Annotated in this window: 15 protein-coding genes; 8 read left to right on the plus strand and 7 right to left on the minus strand. The window is 42.3% G+C overall.

Annotation, left to right across the window (positions count from 1 at the left end):
- Positions 1-19: 19 nt before the first annotated feature.
- Positions 20-2872: a carbamoyl-phosphate synthase large subunit gene (carB, locus tag L0P88_RS00385; protein WP_247132671.1), complete on the minus strand. Its 2853-nt coding sequence runs from the start codon at positions 2870-2872 to the stop codon at positions 20-22.
- 100 nt (positions 2873-2972) lie between these two features.
- Positions 2973-3131, minus strand: a complete 159-nt coding sequence (rpmH, locus tag L0P88_RS00390; protein WP_158779407.1) for a 50S ribosomal protein L34 — start codon at positions 3129-3131, stop codon at positions 2973-2975.
- A 165-nt stretch (positions 3132-3296) separates the two neighbouring features.
- On the opposite strand from rpmH, the gene L0P88_RS00395 reads away from it, so the two are divergent.
- Positions 3297-3839, plus strand: a complete 543-nt coding sequence (locus L0P88_RS00395) for a DUF2892 domain-containing protein (protein ID WP_247132672.1) — start codon at positions 3297-3299, stop codon at positions 3837-3839.
- A 3-nt stretch (positions 3840-3842) separates the two neighbouring features.
- Here L0P88_RS00395 and L0P88_RS00400 read toward each other — a convergent pair whose 3' ends face one another.
- Together L0P88_RS00400 and L0P88_RS00405 are read right to left on the minus strand one after the other, a co-directional pair.
- Complete coding sequence (locus L0P88_RS00400) at positions 3843-4793, minus strand: lytic transglycosylase domain-containing protein (protein WP_247132673.1); 951 nt, start codon at positions 4791-4793, stop codon at positions 3843-3845.
- A gap of 44 nt (positions 4794-4837) precedes the next feature.
- Positions 4838-5470, minus strand: a complete 633-nt coding sequence (locus tag L0P88_RS00405) for an alpha/beta hydrolase (RefSeq protein ID WP_247132674.1) — start codon at positions 5468-5470, stop codon at positions 4838-4840.
- A gap of 199 nt (positions 5471-5669) precedes the next feature.
- Here L0P88_RS00405 and L0P88_RS00410 point away from each other — a divergent pair, with 199 nt between their 5' ends.
- The gene (locus L0P88_RS00410) at positions 5670-5963 is read left to right on the plus strand and encodes a GNAT family N-acetyltransferase (protein ID WP_158779411.1); all 294 of its coding nucleotides are present in this window, start codon (positions 5670-5672) and stop codon (positions 5961-5963) included.
- A gap of 49 nt (positions 5964-6012) precedes the next feature.
- Here the strand turns inward: L0P88_RS00410 and mtaB are convergent, their stop codons facing one another.
- Positions 6013-7341 carry a tRNA (N(6)-L-threonylcarbamoyladenosine(37)-C(2))-methylthiotransferase MtaB gene (gene mtaB / locus L0P88_RS00415; protein WP_247132675.1) on the minus strand — a complete coding sequence of 443 codons (1329 nt, stop codon included), beginning with the start codon at positions 7339-7341 and terminating at the stop codon, positions 6013-6015.
- Positions 7342-7806: 465 nt separating this feature from the next.
- Here mtaB and L0P88_RS00420 point away from each other — a divergent pair, with 465 nt between their 5' ends.
- Together L0P88_RS00420 and L0P88_RS00425 are read left to right on the plus strand one after the other, a co-directional pair.
- The gene (locus L0P88_RS00420) at positions 7807-8856 is read left to right on the plus strand and encodes a DUF4198 domain-containing protein (RefSeq protein WP_247132676.1); all 1050 of its coding nucleotides are present in this window, start codon (positions 7807-7809) and stop codon (positions 8854-8856) included.
- Positions 8857-8858: 2 nt separating this feature from the next.
- Positions 8859-9536 carry a HupE/UreJ family protein gene (locus tag L0P88_RS00425; protein ID WP_247132677.1) on the plus strand — a complete coding sequence of 226 codons (678 nt, stop codon included), beginning with the start codon at positions 8859-8861 and terminating at the stop codon, positions 9534-9536.
- A 120-nt stretch (positions 9537-9656) separates the two neighbouring features.
- Here the strand turns inward: L0P88_RS00425 and L0P88_RS00430 are convergent, their stop codons facing one another.
- On the minus strand, positions 9657-10829 hold the full coding sequence (locus L0P88_RS00430) for a GlmU family protein (RefSeq protein ID WP_247132678.1): 1173 nt from the start codon (positions 10827-10829) through the stop codon (positions 9657-9659).
- An 88-nt stretch (positions 10830-10917) separates the two neighbouring features.
- Positions 10918-11178, minus strand: coding sequence for a type B 50S ribosomal protein L31 (locus L0P88_RS00435; RefSeq protein ID WP_158779416.1), 261 nt, complete (start codon positions 11176-11178; stop codon positions 10918-10920).
- Positions 11179-11329: 151 nt separating this feature from the next.
- Between L0P88_RS00435 and L0P88_RS00440 the strand changes: the two genes are divergently transcribed.
- Genes L0P88_RS00440 through L0P88_RS00455 form a run of 4 tightly spaced genes read left to right on the plus strand, consistent with a single transcriptional unit; the run spans position 11330 to position 16438 of the window.
- The gene (locus L0P88_RS00440) at positions 11330-11851 is read left to right on the plus strand and encodes a DUF4199 domain-containing protein (protein WP_247132679.1); all 522 of its coding nucleotides are present in this window, start codon (positions 11330-11332) and stop codon (positions 11849-11851) included.
- Between the two features lie 40 nt (positions 11852-11891).
- Positions 11892-12845: a glycosyltransferase family 2 protein gene (locus L0P88_RS00445; protein WP_247132680.1), complete on the plus strand. Its 954-nt coding sequence runs from the start codon at positions 11892-11894 to the stop codon at positions 12843-12845.
- Between the two features lie 51 nt (positions 12846-12896).
- On the plus strand, positions 12897-14606 hold the full coding sequence (locus tag L0P88_RS00450; RefSeq protein ID WP_247132681.1) for a phospho-sugar mutase: 1710 nt from the start codon (positions 12897-12899) through the stop codon (positions 14604-14606).
- The gene (locus tag L0P88_RS00455) at positions 14606-16438 is read left to right on the plus strand and encodes an ABC transporter ATP-binding protein (protein ID WP_247132682.1); all 1833 of its coding nucleotides are present in this window, start codon (positions 14606-14608) and stop codon (positions 16436-16438) included. Before L0P88_RS00450 ends, L0P88_RS00455 begins: the two co-directional genes overlap by 1 nt.
- Positions 16439-16568 lie beyond the last annotated feature (130 nt).

The following is a 16568-nucleotide window of genomic DNA, read 5'->3' on the forward strand; positions in this document are numbered from 1 at the left end:
TCATCAAGGTGGAAGATGCTTATTTGCTTAAGTACATCTTCCGCCTTGAATATAAATTATAGAATTCATCTTCCTTTAGACTGTCTATAAACAAGATACTTTCTCCCGTGCTCTTCATCTCCGGACCCAAGTTCTTGTTCACATTGGGAAACTTGTTGAAAGAGAAAACAGGCTGTTTTATGGCATAGCCTTCCAAATGTGGGTTAAAATCAAAATCCTTGACCTTTTTTTCGCCCAACATTACTTTGGTGGCATAATTCACATAAGGTTCCCCATAGGCTTTGGCAATAAAAGGAACCGTTCTGGATGCACGTGGATTGGCTTCAATGATAAATACGGTATCATCCTTGATCGCAAACTGAATATTGATCAAACCTACGGTGTTCAATGCCAATGCTATTTTTTTCGTATGGTCGCGTATCTGTTGGATAACAAATTCCCCTAAGTTAAATGGAGGTAGGGTGGCATTGGAATCACCGGAGTGGATACCGCAGGGTTCTATATGTTCCATAATCCCAATAATATAAATATCCTCTCCATCACAAATCGCATCCGCCTCAGCCTCAATGGCACCATCCAAATAGTGGTCCAACAGCAGTTTATTGTTTGGGATTTTGCGCAATAGGTCCACAACATGGGCCTCCAAATCGTCTTTATTGATTACAATTTTCATGCCCTGACCACCCAAGACATAAGAAGGACGTACCAGTAAAGGGAACCCTAACTCATCCGCAAGTGCCAAAGCCTCATCGGCAGTTTCCGCCGTACCGAATCTGGGATAGGGAATATCGTTTTCCTTCAACAGTGTGGAAAAGCTTCCCCTATCCTCTGCCAAATCGAGCGACTTAAAGCTGGTTCCAATAATATTGATTCCATACTTATCCAGCTTTTCGGCCAATTTGAGCGCCGTTTGTCCGCCCAATTGCACAATGACCCCCTCTGGCTTTTCATGAAGGATGATGTCATAGATATGCTCCCAAAAAACCGGCTCAAAATAAAGCTTATCCGCCGTATCAAAATCGGTGGACACGGTTTCCGGATTACAATTGATCATTATGGTTTCATAACCACATTCCGCTGCCGCCAATACTCCGTGCACACAGCAGTAATCGAACTCAATACCCTGTCCAATCCGATTTGGTCCCGATCCCAACACAACTATCTTTTTACGATCGGTGACTTCGCTATCGTTTGCTACGTAACGTTTGCCATCGGCAGTTTCGATTTCCTCCTCAAAGGTGGAGTAATAATACGGGGTCAACGCCTTAAATTCCGCCGCACAGGTATCCACCAGTTTGTACACCCTGTTGATTTTGAGCTCCATCCGCTTTTTATGTACTTCACTTTCGTAACAGTCCAGCATATGGGCAATCTGGCGATCGGCAAATCCCTTTTGTTTGGCTTCCAATAACAATTCCCTGGAAAGGGTGGCTATGGTATATTTTGAAATCTCCTGCTCTAAATAATGGAGTTCTTCATATTGTTTCAAGAACCACATATCGATCTTGGTGATATCATGTATCCGTTGCAAGGGTACGCCTAATTGTATGGCATCATAAATTACAAAGACCCGGTCCCAACTGGGGACGGTCAATTTTTGGATAATGGTCTCATAATCCTTGTAGCCCTTGCCATCCGCACCAAGTCCATTTCTTTTGATTTCAAGGGATTGCGTGGCCTTGTGCAATGCTTCCTGGAAGGAACGCCCAATGCCCATGACCTCACCAACGGATTTCATTTGTAGTCCCAGGGTCCTATCCGACCCTTCGAACTTATCAAAATTCCAACGGGGAATTTTTACAATGACATAATCCAATGTCGGTTCAAATAGTGCGGATGTGGATTTTGTGATCTGATTGCTCAATTCATCCAAAGAATAGCCAATGGCCAGCTTTGCGGCTATCTTGGCAATTGGATATCCCGTGGCTTTGGACGCCAAGGCGGAAGATCTGGAAACCCTAGGGTTGATTTCAATGGCAATGATATCCTCTTTTTCGTCCGGGCTTACCGCAAACTGCACGTTGCACCCCCCTGCAAAATCCCCAATGCTGCGCATCATATGGATGGCCATGTCCCGCATACGCTGAAAAGTCCTGTCCGACAATGTCATGGCGGGGGCCACAGTGATGGAATCACCGGTATGGATACCCATGGGATCCATATTTTCAATGGTACAGATAATGACAACATTATCATTTTTATCCCGAAGCAATTCCAACTCGTATTCCTTCCAGCCCATCAGGGCCTTATCAATCATTACCTCGTGAATGGGGGATACTTCCAGTGCATGGCTCAATTGATTGTCAAACTTTTTGGGATCGTACACAATGGATGCCCCTGCCCCGCCCAATGTAAATGAGGCTCGTATGACCAAAGGAAAACCAAACTCCTGTGCGATTTCCTTACCTTTTAGAAATGAGGTCGCAGAAGCTTGGGGGGGCATTCCAATACCAATTTTCAACATCAATTCGCGGAACTTTTCCCGGTCTTCCGTGATGTTGATGGCGTCTATGTCCACCCCTATGATTTCCACTCCAAAATCTTCCCAAATGCCCTTTTCATCCGCTTCAATACATAGATTTAAAGCAGTTTGTCCCCCCATTGTAGGTAACACGGCATCAATCTGCGGATGCTTTTTGAGAATCCCAATAATCGATTTTGTATTTAACGGCTTTAGATACACATGGTCGGCCATTGAGGGATCCGTCATTATGGTGGCCGGATTGCTATTGATCAAAATGGTTTCAATACCATCTTCCCGTAAGGAGCGTAAGGCCTGCGAACCTGAATAATCAAATTCACATGCTTGACCAATGATAATGGGTCCTGAACCAATAATTAAAATTGATTTTAAGTCGTCTCTTTTAGGCATTCTTCTTGTTACTTTTACTTCAATCGTTAAAAATAGGTCAAAAAAAAGGTGCTGATTTTAAATACAGCACCTATTAATTAACGAGTTATCGACAGTCCATCTATTTTTTGTGTCTTGGTTCAGATGAAACTGTTAATTTTTTTCTTCCCTTGGCCCTTCTCCTCGCAAGAACCTTCCTGCCACTGGCAGTAGCCATGCGCTCTCTAAAACCATGTTTGTTTCTTCTTTTCCTCTTGGATGGCTGAAATGTTCTTTTCATAGTTAAAGGTATTTGTAAGGACCAAAAGGCCCTGAAAATTCTGGGCGCAAATATACAAAGAGTTTTTACTTTGACAAGCGTGTAAAAAAAATGTTTCAACTCTTTTTGTTACTTTTGCCTACTTCAAGAATATTTCATTCAAATCCACAAAATTCGAACCTAAAAATGTTCCATAAGAATATAAAATTGGTGATTGCCGTATTGATCAACGCGTATGCCGTGTATCAATTTGTTGAAGGGTATATAGGTAATGGAATATTCCTGATACTGCTCTCCTTGATCTTTATTTTTTTGTATTTCAGGAATGAAATCATTCTTTTGGCGTTCCTACGAATGCGAAAACAGGATATGGAAGGCACCGAAAAATGGTTGTCAAGAATTAAGAACCCAGAAGCGGCCCTGGTAAAGAAACAACAGGGTTACTATAATTATCTGCATGGTATTATTTACTCCCAAAAAAACCTGACCCAAGCTGAAAAATACTTTAGAAAGGCTTTGCGATTGGGGTTGAACATGGGTTATGATGAGGCCATGGCCAAAATGAGCTTGGCGGGTATTGCCATGCAAAAGGGAAGAAAACGGGAAGCCACCACTTTGCTACAGGAAGCGAAGAAATTGGATAAGAATGGCATGTTGACAGATCAGCTGAAAATGATGCAGCAGCAGCTGAAAAAGGGTCCGCAACAGGTACGGACACGATATCGCTAATCCTTATTTTGCAACGCTGTAATAGCCTTTTTTTGGAATTTCAATCACATATTTCTTTCGGGAGGCATTGTTTAAATGGGGTTCCCTTAGCCATGGATTGTGCCGTTTTAGAATCTTGTAGTTGATTTCATAAAGTTTGGCAAAATCCGCCCAACTTTTTACTACGGTATCCACTTCAACGGTAAAGGTAGGGACCATTTCATAAAGGTCTTCCTGCTCCAGTTCAAATCCATACTTTTTAGGGTGGGACAGTATTTCCTTGATGGCCAAAATCCGAAATACGTAACGTCCTGTTTCCTGGCCAAGGAGCAAATCATAATAATCATCCACTTTTTGGATTCCCATATATTTTTGAATTCCGGCCGGACCTGCGTTGTAAGCCGCCGCCGTTAAGGTCCATGTTCCAAACCTTTCCTTCCATTTATTGAGGTATTCACAAGCTGCCTGCGTGGATTTTCTAACATGATATCTTTCATCTACATTGGCATTGACCTCCAAACCATATTCCCTTCCGGTTGCTTTCATAAAATGCCATAGGCCGGAGGCTCCGACGGGAGATGGCACATCCAGCAATCCACTTTCTGCAACGGCCAAATACTTAAAATCATCCGGTATCCCATTTTTGGCAAGGATGGGCTCAATAATGGGGAAATACTTATTGGCCCGTTTCATTAAAAGAACCGCATTGGATTGCCAGTACGTATTGACCAAAAATTCACGATCTACCCGTTCCATAATTTCAGGATCTTCCAAGGGGACAGGTTCTCCGGCAAAATTAAGATCGGACGGAATGGCAATCGCCGTTATTTGGTAGCTGTCGGCCACATTTTTTTCGATACCAACTTCTTTTTCCATCGTCTTGGGTTCTTCGGTCTGCAGTTGGACTGCATAAATCAAACTTGCTAAAACGAACAAAAACCCAATTCCCGTCAAAATGTTTTTAAGATGTTTCATCAATCCCCGAATTTTAAAGCAAGATACCATTAAAATCATTCCCATCATTCCAAAATAAGCCGGGGAAGGTTTTCATTGAACCATTTTGCCCGATGCAAAATCATGGTGTGCGTACCATTTTTTACGGTGATGCAATTTTTTATGTGCGCAATGGGGAAAACGGCATCTTTTTCTCCATGAATGTGTACCAGATTTTTGGGGAACTGCGTTTGTTCCCAGTTTACAATGGCATCTATGGACCAATCTATATAGTCTTTATCCCTTACGCCCAAGTATTGCTCATAAAGCTCAAGTCTTTTGGTCACCGTTTCACCAAAGGCATATTTGGCCAGAAGTTCCACATTATTGACCAATCCCGTTGGCAATAGCTTATGGATCTTGGTGTATTTCGCAAATAGCATCCGTTTGGGAAGTTCATGCTTTGTCTTGACACAGGAAATAGCAATCACTTTTTTGGTTTCCATGTGCCTGGCCATTTCCTGGACCAACATGCCTCCAAAGGAAACCCCAAGCAAAACGGGTTTTGGGTGTTTGATTTTTTTGCACATTTCCCACGCATATTCCGAGAGGGAAATTCCCTTTTTTGGTGGAAACCAATCCAATCTATGCAATTCAAAAAGAAAACCATCCAATTTTAGGCCATCAAAAATGGCCGGACTGGCAGCCATACCGGGCATTAGGTAAATATGTGTTTTTGAGGTATCCAACAATTGCAGGGCTCTGATTTTGCTAGGAAATTAGGGATTTTTTAACTATCTTTGCCTCCCGTTTATGTATAACCACACACATTTCATAGACAGAAACTGTCACCAAACCTAATAGCGTAACGTTTAGCTATTGCTTTATGGTATGGTGACCTCATTAAACCATAACTATATGAGAGAAATGGAAATCAAAGACAACAGTTTCCTTCGTCAGTTCGAGACTAAAATCAATGGTCATTTGGCAAAGATTGAGTATTCTTCGCAAGAGCGTAAAGTCTTTTTGACCAAGTTGGTCATCCCTGAGGAAATTAACCAGGAAGGATTTAAAGAAGACTTCATTAAAGAAGTTTTACACCACTTACAAGAGCAAAATGTTCGGGTAGTGCCTACAAGCCCACATATTGCTGGTTTTCTAAGAAAAAATAGGCAATATAAAGAAATGCTTCCCGTAGGAATCCGTATCTAACCTAAACGTATTTTACAAGAATATACCCTGCCCATTTCGGCAGGGTTTTTTATGCCAGGACATGTTCTGAAACAAAGTTGAACCGGACCAATCCATCTTCGGCGATTTCGGTAAGTTGCACTTGGTGCAATGTATTGACCAGTTCCGGGTTCCATGGCGCCTTTACCTTTACATAATTTTCCGTAAATCCATGGATGTACCCTTCCTTGTTTTCCCCTTCGAACAAAACGGTCCGTGTACTTCCCAATTGGTCTTCGTAAAAGGCCCTTCTTTTTTTAACCGATAGCCCCCGTAACATCTTGCTGCGTTTAGATCTGATATGTTTGGGAACAACATTTTCCATTTCAGCGGCCAAGGTATTGTCCCGTTCCGAATAGGTGAACACATGCAAATAGGAAATATCCAGTCTGTTCAAAAAATGATAGGTTTCCAAAAAGTCCTCATCCGTTTCACCGGGAAAGCCCACAATGACATCCACCCCAATACAGGCATGGGGCATTGTTTGTTTGATGCGATTTACCCGATCCACATATAAATTCGATAAATATCGACGGCGCATCAATTTCAAAATCTTATCGCTTCCACTCTGTAATGGAATATGAAAATGTGGAACAAAACTGTTGCTCTGGGCCACAAAATCAATGGTAGCATTCTTCAACAGATTGGGTTCGATGGATGAAATGCGTAATCTATGGATTCCTTCTACCCTATCCAAGGCCTGGACCAGTTCAAAAAAAGTATGCTCGTGTTTTTTATTGCCGAATTCCCCCTTTCCATAATCCCCAATATTTACTCCCGTGAGTACAATCTCCTTAATACCCTGGGAAGCAATTTCACTGGCATTTTGCAATACATTTGCCAAAGAATCACTTCGAGAAATCCCACGTGCCAAGGGAATGGTGCAATAGGTGCATTTGTAGTCACACCCATCCTGCACTTTTAAAAACGCCCTTGTACGATCTCCTATTGCATAACTGCCTACATAGAAGTCGGCCTCTTCAATTTCGCAGGAATGCACTTCCCCTTTATCGTTTTTGGATAGATCGTTCAGGTAATCCGTTAATTTAAATTTTTCGGTTGCCCCTAAAACCAAATCAACCCCATCAACCGCGGCCAACTCCTCGGGTTTTAGCTGTGCATAACAGCCCACAGCGGCCACAAAAGCCTCTGGATTCCCCTTCTGGGCCTGTTTTACAATGGTTTTAAAACGTTTGTCCGCATTCTCCGTCACCGAACAGGTATTGATGACATAAATGTCAGCTTTTTCGGCAAAGTCCACGCGGTCAAAACCTTCATTTTGAAAATTTCGGGCTATGGTTGAGGTTTCTGAGAAATTCAATTTGCACCCCAGCGTATAAAAGGCCACTTTTTTGTTCATAACCAACTGAAAATCGGCCTGCAAAGATAGTTATAAGAGGTTAGAATTTAGAATTCAGATTTTAGAAGTGATCATCCAATAGGAAAATACCGGCATGGAATTGTTCAGCTAACTTCGTAATCGGTCAATGCTCTTTACCAGTATTGAGCTCGCTTAAATGTTTTAACGGTAGCATATCACTGCTAATAAAATATAAAGTTGGAAAAACTATGATGGGATCAAACCTGATAGCATGGAAGAAAACATTAAAGGAAACCCTCCTAAACGCTTGGTGCATACGAGAGGATATTAAACTTGTAAGACTACTAAAGAATTCAAATTCGACTACCTCCGAATCCAGTCGAAATTTTTAAAGTTGTAGGCTAAAGCCTGTGGTGTTTTGTAACCTTCGAAACAAATTTTATGTTTCAATGCATTTATGTATGGTAGGTTTAGCTTGTATATTTGGGGTCAAAATTTTGACCCATGCGTAAACCCCTATACCTACTGTCTGCCATTTTGGTATTATGCAGCCACGATCTGTATGTAAAAATGGACACCTATTTCCTGCAGCCCAATCAAGAAGCGACATTGAGCCTGTACAATGGAACTTTTGAAAAGAGCGAAAATATCATTGCCCGGGACCGCATGCTGGACGCCTCCGTTATCGCCCAAGGCGAAAGAACATTTATCGATCCAGATCAATGGAAAGATCAAGACAGTACCATTACCCAATTAACTTTTAATACGGGTAAAGCAGGAACGTATGTGGCAGGTGTTTCCACAAAAGCAAGAAACATTGAACTCACAGCTGAAAAATTTAACGACTACCTGGAACACGATGGTGTTTTGGACATGCTTCAACAACGTACCAATGACAGCTTATTGGATCAAGATGCGGTAGAGAGTTATGAAAAACATGTAAAGGCGATTTACCAGGTGGGTGATAATAGGACAAATGATTGGAGTTCTGCCCTGGACTATCCAATAGAATTTGTTCCCATGGAAAATCCCTATGAAAAGTACAGTGGTGAAAAGCTGGAAGTACAATTATTGCTGGATGCCAAGCCATTATCCAACCAACTGGTCTATGCGGACTACCTGAAAAGTTCACACAGTCATACGCACCATACTTCCGGCCATGAACATGAACACGGTGGGGAAGGTCACTCCAATGACCATGAACATTCCGATGGTAATCTTAGCCATTCCAACACGCCCGAAACTGCCGAATCACACACCCATACCAGCGGTCAACAATTACGAACCAATGACCAAGGTATGGTCACCGTAAATCTACCTGAAGAAGGTATCTATTATCTAAGGACCATTTATATGATCAGAGTTACCGATAGTGATGAACTGACCCATAAATCCAAATGGGCGACACTTACTTTTGAAGTAAGCCACAAACATGGTCATGATACGCACACCCATGATCATGATCACGAGCATGGTTTTCCTACTTGGGTCTTTATTTTGGGTAGTCTTCTCCTTATAGGAGTGTTGTTCCTGATCTTCAGAAAAAAGAACTAACGATGCATTCCAATTTAAGACGGGCACTGCTGCTGATTTTGCTGTTCGTTCCGCTTTTGGGATTTGCCCACGATGTCACCAGTGCCGATCAGGAGCTTTTGCGTAACGGTGGTTTGTGGGCCTATATTCGAGTAGGTGCGACCCACATGCTCACTGGTTATGATCACCTGCTTTTCCTGACCGGTGTTATATTTTACTTGAACAGCTTCAAGGACATCTTGAAGTTCATTACAGTTTTTACAATAGGGCATTGTATTACCCTAATAGGTGCCACATATACTGGAATCACGGCAAATGAGCATTTGGTGGATGCGGTTATCGCCCTAAGTGTTTTGTACAAGGGATTTGAGAATTTGGGCGGTTTTGAAAAAATAAAGGTCAAATCGCCCAATTTACTACTCATGGTCGGTCTTTTTGGGTTGATTCATGGCTTTGGGCTTTCCACAAGATTACAGTCCTTTGACATGGGAAAGGAGCAATTTCTGGCAAAAATCCTGTGCTTTAATCTAGGTGTGGAGGTAGGACAGGTCCTGGCATTAATTCCAATCGTCTTTATACTCACACTTGCACGGAAGCACAAACAATTTCCTGCTTTTTACAAAGCAGTTAACGGGTACCTCATAATTGCGGGGATAGGCCTTTTTGTATATCAATTGTATGGCTACTTCACGGGGCACTGATACTATGGGGAATAGGTTATATTGATAACAAAATAATCCAACCCTCTCCCGAACGACATGTAAAAATTAAAATGGCAAGGCTAGGATGCCATTATACGTGCATCTGCCAATAGTTAAAGATTAATCCTTCCGCCACCTTTTGGTCAACTCAAAAACATGTTCCAAAATGTTTTGTTCCGTGGTGTCAAACCCGACCCCCTTCCTATCCATCATGGCTTTAGCGGTTTCAAAGGCTTTAGGGGTTCTATAGGTGGTAAAGCCGGAGGCGCCTCCCCAGGAATAGCTGGGAATAAAGTTCCGGGGAAAGCCACTACCGAATATATTGGCACTTACCCCAACAACGGTACCCGTATTGAACATGGTATTGATACCCGCCTTGCTGTGGTCTCCCATCATCAATCCGCAAAACTGTAAGCCAGTATGGGCAAAACCTTCCGTCCGGTAATCCCAAAGCCGCACTTTTGCATAATTGTTTTTCATGTTTGAGGTATTGGTATCGGCACCAAGGTTGCACCATTCACCAAGGACGGAATTTCCCAAAAAGCCTTCATGTCCCTTATTGGAATACGCGAACAATACGGCATTGTTAACCTCTCCCCCTACCTTACTATACGGGCCAAAGGTGCTTGCCCCATAGATTTTGGCACCCATTTTTAGGACGGAATTATCACATAATGCCAAACCACCACGGATAATACAACCTTCCATGATCAAAGCATTCCTTCCAATATAAATGGGACCGGTTGTGGTATTGAGAATACTGGCTTCCACTTGTGCCCCTTCTTCCAGAAAGATAGCATCACCAATGATCGTATTGGTCTCCGATATGGGTTGACTTTTTCTTCCCTGGGTCAATAATTCAAAATCGGCCCGAAGGGCTTCGTCATTTTTGGAAAATATATCCCATGTGTTTTTTATGGTCATACATTCGTCCTCATAAGCAATGGAATCATAGGCTCCAACGGTAAAATGTTCTCCCACATCATTGGTTCGGTAAGCAATGATATCATCACCAAATACCAATGCCTGCTTGTTTTTAAGGGTCCCAATCTTTGCCTTTAAAGTGGAATTTGGCAAATACGCCGCATTAATGACCACATTATCGGCTGCTGTGACCAAGGGAAACCTTTGGACCAGATAGTCTTCCGTCCAATAGCTGATCTCAACTCCAAGGTGTTTTTCCCATTTTTCCGCAATGGTCAAAATTCCCACGCGTATTTCAGCTACAGGCCGGGTAAAGGTAAAGGGCAGCAGGGAGTTTCTTGTGTCTCCGTCGGCAAGGATATAGTTCATTGGCTATCAAATAGGGTTGGTCAAAAATAAAAAACGCCTCCGTGTTCGTAACGAAGGCGTTAAAAGTATATTTTCTAAATGTAGGAAATTACTTTTCCTCTTTTTGGAATTTTTTGTATTTGTTCTTGAACTTATCAATCCTACCAGCGGTATCCACCAGTTTGGTTTTACCAGTATAGTAAGGATGGGAGGTTCTGGAAATTTCCAACTTTACCAATGGGTATTCCACACCATCTACAGTAATGGTCTCTTTGGCCTCTGCGGTAGACTTGGTGATAAAAACATCATCATTGGACATGTCCTTAAAAGCTACCAATCTATAATTATCCGGGTGAATTCCTGCTTTCATCTCGTTACATCGATTTTTCGGACTGCAAATTTAGATAAATTCCTTTTACAAACAAGTGGGTTTGGGCAAAAAACAAAAATTGTACTTTTAAATTGTAGCAAAACCAGGGTAATTTCAACAAATAACAGGTAATCAACTAAAATTAAAACAAATGGAAGGACAAGATTTAAAAACACAAAAGCATATTCTCACTTATGGGGGACTGGCCGGCCTGGTCGGTGTGGTTTTTGGCATAATGCTGTATACCCAAGGCTTACATTATGAACGTAGCTTTACAATTCAGGCGATACAGTACGGCATTTTGGCTGTTTTCATTGTTATTGGCATTGTCCAATACAAAAAATCCAATGAAAACTACTTAAAAATTGGACAGGCAATTAAAATTGGTGCCGGTATTGGTGTAATTGCAACAATAATCGGTATCATCTGGTTTTATCTGATGTCCGGCGTCCTGGAACCGGATTATATGGACAAAGCAATGGAAATTGCCAAGGTAGAGGCATTTGAGGCAAATCCTAAAATGACACAGGAACAATGGGACCAGGGTGTTGAGTTCCAGAAAAAGTTCTTTCCCATATTTATGGGTGTGGGGGTACTGTTAAGCGCTATCTTTGGATTGGTGGTGGGTTTAATTACCGGTGCAATAGTCAAAAAACCAAGGCCATCCTACTAAGGAAAAAATACTACTTTTGGGGAGTTTACCACGGTAGCATATGCAATTATCCCTTGTAATCCCCTTACTTAACGAAGAAGAATCCATACAGGAATTGTACGATTGGATTGTATCCGTGATGCAATCCAATCGCTTTTTGTACGAGATTATTTTTATTGATGATGGGAGTACGGACAGGTCATGGGAAACCATCTTGACCATAGCCAAAAACGATGGCAACGTTAAAGGTATACGCTTTTCGAAAAATTTTGGTAAATCCCAGGCATTGCATGCCGGTTTTAAGGAAGCCCAAGGCGATGTCGTCATCACCATGGATGCCGATCTTCAGGACAATCCCGAGGAAATTCCAGAATTGTATCACTTAATTTCCAACCAGGGCTTCGATATTATCTCCGGATGGAAAAAGAAACGCTACGATTCCATTCTAACAAAAAACCTTCCTTCCAAACTTTTTAATTGGGCCGCCAGGCGAACCTCCGGTGTTAAGCTACATGATTTTAACTGTGGTCTAAAGGCTTTTAGGAATGAAGTGGTCAAAACCATTGAAGTTTCCGGGGAGATGCATCGCTACATCCCTGTCTTGGCCAAAAACGCAGGTTTTTCCAAGATTGGTGAAAAAGTGGTGCGGCATCAAGCCAGAAAGTACGGTTCCACCAAGTTTGGTGCAGAACGATTTATCAATGGTTTTTTGGATTTGACCACAATCTGGTTCGTATCCCGGTTTGGTAAAAGACCCATGCACCTTTTTGGCGCTTTGGGCGTTCTAATGTTCGTGATTGGTTTTGGATTTTCCATGTACCTGGGGATAGATAAGCTTTTTTTGAATCCCATGGGACGCTTGATTACGGACAGGCCCCAGTTTTATATTGCCCTTACCTGCATGATCATTGGAACCCAATTATTCTTGGCGGGTTTTCTAGGGGAATTGTTCATCCGCACCAAAAAACAAAGTGAACCTTATAAAATGCAGGAAACCATCAACATTATTGAATAATCAAATTGGGTTTCTCCTTACATTTGTTTTTAAAGAGCAATAACAACACTTATGGATACTTTTCTGACCACTGCCAAATCATGGCTTTCCAATTTTTTTGACCCCGAAGTACGACAAGAAGTCCAGAATTTAATGGATACCGATCACGAAGAGCTCAAAGAACGTTTCTACAAAAACCTGGAATTTGGCACCGGTGGTATGCGCGGCGTAATGGGCGTGGGAACCAATCGCATCAATAAGTACACCTTGGGGAAAAGCACCCAGGGCCTAAGCAATTATTTAAAGAAAACATATCCCAGCGAAACTATTAAAGTGGTCATTGCCTATGATTGCAGGCACAATAGTGACACGCTTTCCCAAACAGTGGCAGAAGTACTGTCCGCGAATGGAATAAGGGTATTTCGGTTTTCCGCGCTAAGGACGACTCCTGAGCTTTCCTTTGCCGTTAGGCACTTGGACTGCCATGCTGGTATTGTGCTCACGGCTTCCCATAATCCACCGGAATACAATGGTTATAAAGTCTATTGGGGCGATGGAGGACAAATTGTACCACCACAGGACGGTGAAATAATTACCGAAATCAATACCATCGCCTATGAGGATATCAAATTTGAAGCGGACCATAACCTAATTGAATCCATAGATACCAAAGTCGATAACGCTTTTTTTGATGCGTCTGTCCAGGCAGGAAATTTTAATGCAGCGGGGAAGGACAATTTTAAAATTGTGTTTACCTCAATCCATGGGACCTCCATTACGGCCATACCCCAAGTCCTAAAAATGGCAGGCTATCCCCATGTCACCGTTATTGAGGAGCAGGCCATTCCGGACGGTAATTTCCCAACGGTAAAATCCCCAAACCCCGAAGAGCCGGAAGCCTTGGCCATAGCTTTGAAAAAAGCCGAGGCCATTGGAGCGGATATGGTTGTGGGCACAGACCCGGACAGCGATCGTTTGGGCATTGCGGTCCGTAATTTGAAGGGGGAAATGGAGCTGTTGAATGGAAACCAAACCATGGTGCTCATGACCAAGTTCCTTTTGGATAAATACAAAGAAAAAGGATTTAAGGGCAATGAATTTATAGCGACTACCATTGTTTCCACTCCTATGATGGAGCAAATGGCTAAATCCTATGGCGTAGAATTCAAAACAGCCTTGACCGGTTTCAAATGGATCGGTAAAATGATCAAGGATTTCCCGGATTCAAAATTTGTAGGTGGTGGCGAAGAGAGTTTTGGCTATATGGCGGGCGACTTTGTTCGCGATAAAGACGCCGTTACCGCTACACTTCTGGCTTGCGAGGTTGGCGCGGAAGCAAAAGCAAATGGCAGTTCCTTTTATGAAGAGTTGATCAATGCTTATGTGGAATTTGGTTTTTATAAGGAAAAACTGATCTCATTGACCAAAAAGGGAATCAGTGGTGCGGAGGAAATCAAGCAAATGTTGAAGGAATTTAAAGAAAATCCCGTGGAAACGGTTCAAGGTTCAAAGGTGGTTTGGATTGAGGATTACAATACATCAATCGCAAAAAATGTGGTGACCGGTGAGGAAAAATCCATTGATTTGCCAAAATCCAACGTACTGATCTACGAAGCCGAAGATGGTACTCGAATAGCGGCAAGACCTTCTGGTACAGAGCCTAAGGTGAAGTTCTACATGAGTACCAACGCTGTATTGCCCAGTGCTTCGGAATTTAAATCCGTAAATTCGCAATTGGATGCCAAATTGGATGGCATTGTAGCCGAATTGAATTTAGGTTGATGAACAACATCCTTAAAAAACTGTTGCGGTTCGCTAAACCGTACAAACTTTATGGCATACTGAACATTATATCCAATGTATTGTATGCCTTTTTTAATGTGCTCTCCATTATCATTTTCATCCCTACGTTGGGGATACTGTTCGATAATCAAGAGGAAGTTTTTGAAAAGCCCGTTTATCAGGGGTTTTCGAACCTAAAAGGATATGCCGAAGATTCCCTGAACTATTTTTTGACACAGAAGGTTACCGATGACGGGCCCATGGCCGCTTTGGTATTCATTTGCCTGGCCAGTATTGTGATTTTCTTCCTTAAGAACTTATTTCGCTATATGGCCATGTACTTTTTGGCCTTCTTACGTACCGGAATGGTAAAGGACATACAGGATTCCCTGTATCACAAAGTGGTGGATTTGCCAATTTCCTTTTTCTCGGAAAAGCGAAAAGGTGATCTGTTGGCTCGAATGACCTCAGATGTCAAAGAAGTGGAAAGTTCCATAATCAACTCTTTGGAGGCGCTGGTTCGGGAACCCATTACCATTGTTATTGTGTTGATTTCCATGTTGTTGATAAGTGCCAAACTGACTTTGTTTGTTTTCATCTTCCTACCCATTACCGGATTTATAATCTCTGCGGTAGGGAAACGTTTAAAAGCACAATCCCTGGCCGCACAGAAGGAGAATGGGGTGTTCCTATCTTTTTTGGAGGAAACCCTTACGGGGTTAAAAGTCATTAAGGGCTTCAATGCAGAAGGTAAATTGGCAAAAAAGTTTACGGATTCCACGGAGCGATTCAAGAATATCATGAATTCCGTTCTACAACGAAAAGGGCTGGCTTCCCCATTGAGTGAGTTCCTTGGGGTTGCGGTGGTCATTACCGTGCTTTGGTATGGAGGAAGCTTGGTATTTGACGAAAACAGTGGACTAAAACCACAGGATTTCATGGGCTACATTGGACTGTTCTATACCATTATCAATCCGGTCAAGGCCATAACAACGGTCAATTACAGCATTAAAAAAGGAAATGCGGCAGGAGAACGGATCTTTGAAATTCTGGAAACCGAGAACTCCATAAAAGAACCTGTAAATCCAACGGAAATTGAAAAGTTTGACACGGGGATTGATTTTAAAAATGTCTCCTTTGGATATGAAAATGAAAATGTTTTGGAGGGGTTCAACCTCAAGGTAAACAAAGGACATACCGTTGCTTTGGTCGGACAATCCGGGAGTGGCAAGAGTACCGTGGCCAACTTGGTGACCCGATTTTATGACGTGAACGAAGGAAGCATTGAAATTGACGGTATCAACATCAAGGATATTTCAAAAAAATCGCTCCGCGAACTAATGGGCCTGGTAACCCAGGATTCCATTTTATTCAATGATTCGGTAAAGAACAATATCGGTTTGGGCAAAACCAACGCCACCGAGGAAGAAATTGTGGAAGCCGCCAAAATTACCAATGCCCATGATTTTATCATGGAACTACCTGAAGGCTATAACACCAATATTGGCGATGGTGGAAACAAGTTGAGTGGCGGGCAAAAACAGCGTTTGTCCATTGCCCGGGCCGTACTAAAAAATCCTCCCATCATGATTTTGGATGAAGCTACTTCGGCCTTGGACACGGAAAGCGAACGTTTGGTTCAGGATGCGCTGGAAAAAATGATGCGCAACAGGACCTCAATTGTTATTGCCCACCGATTGTCCACTATTCAAAATGCGGATTCCATTGTAGTCATGAGCAAGGGCAAGATTTTGGAGCAAGGTACCCACCAGGAACTGATGAAATCCAAAAAGGGATACAAGAAGCTGGTGGAAATGCAGACCATGGCATAAAAGCACTGCTGTTCCCGTTATTTGGTCAAAAACTCCAAAAAGCAAGGATAAAAAACTGTTTTCGGCACCATTCTCAAATAATCCACCACCCCTGTGCGGTTTTCGATGCATTTTTAAAAGTGGAAAGTAG

The organism is Muricauda sp. SCSIO 64092, assembly GCF_023016285.1.
In the GTDB taxonomy this organism is placed as follows: domain Bacteria; phylum Bacteroidota; class Bacteroidia; order Flavobacteriales; family Flavobacteriaceae; genus Croceivirga.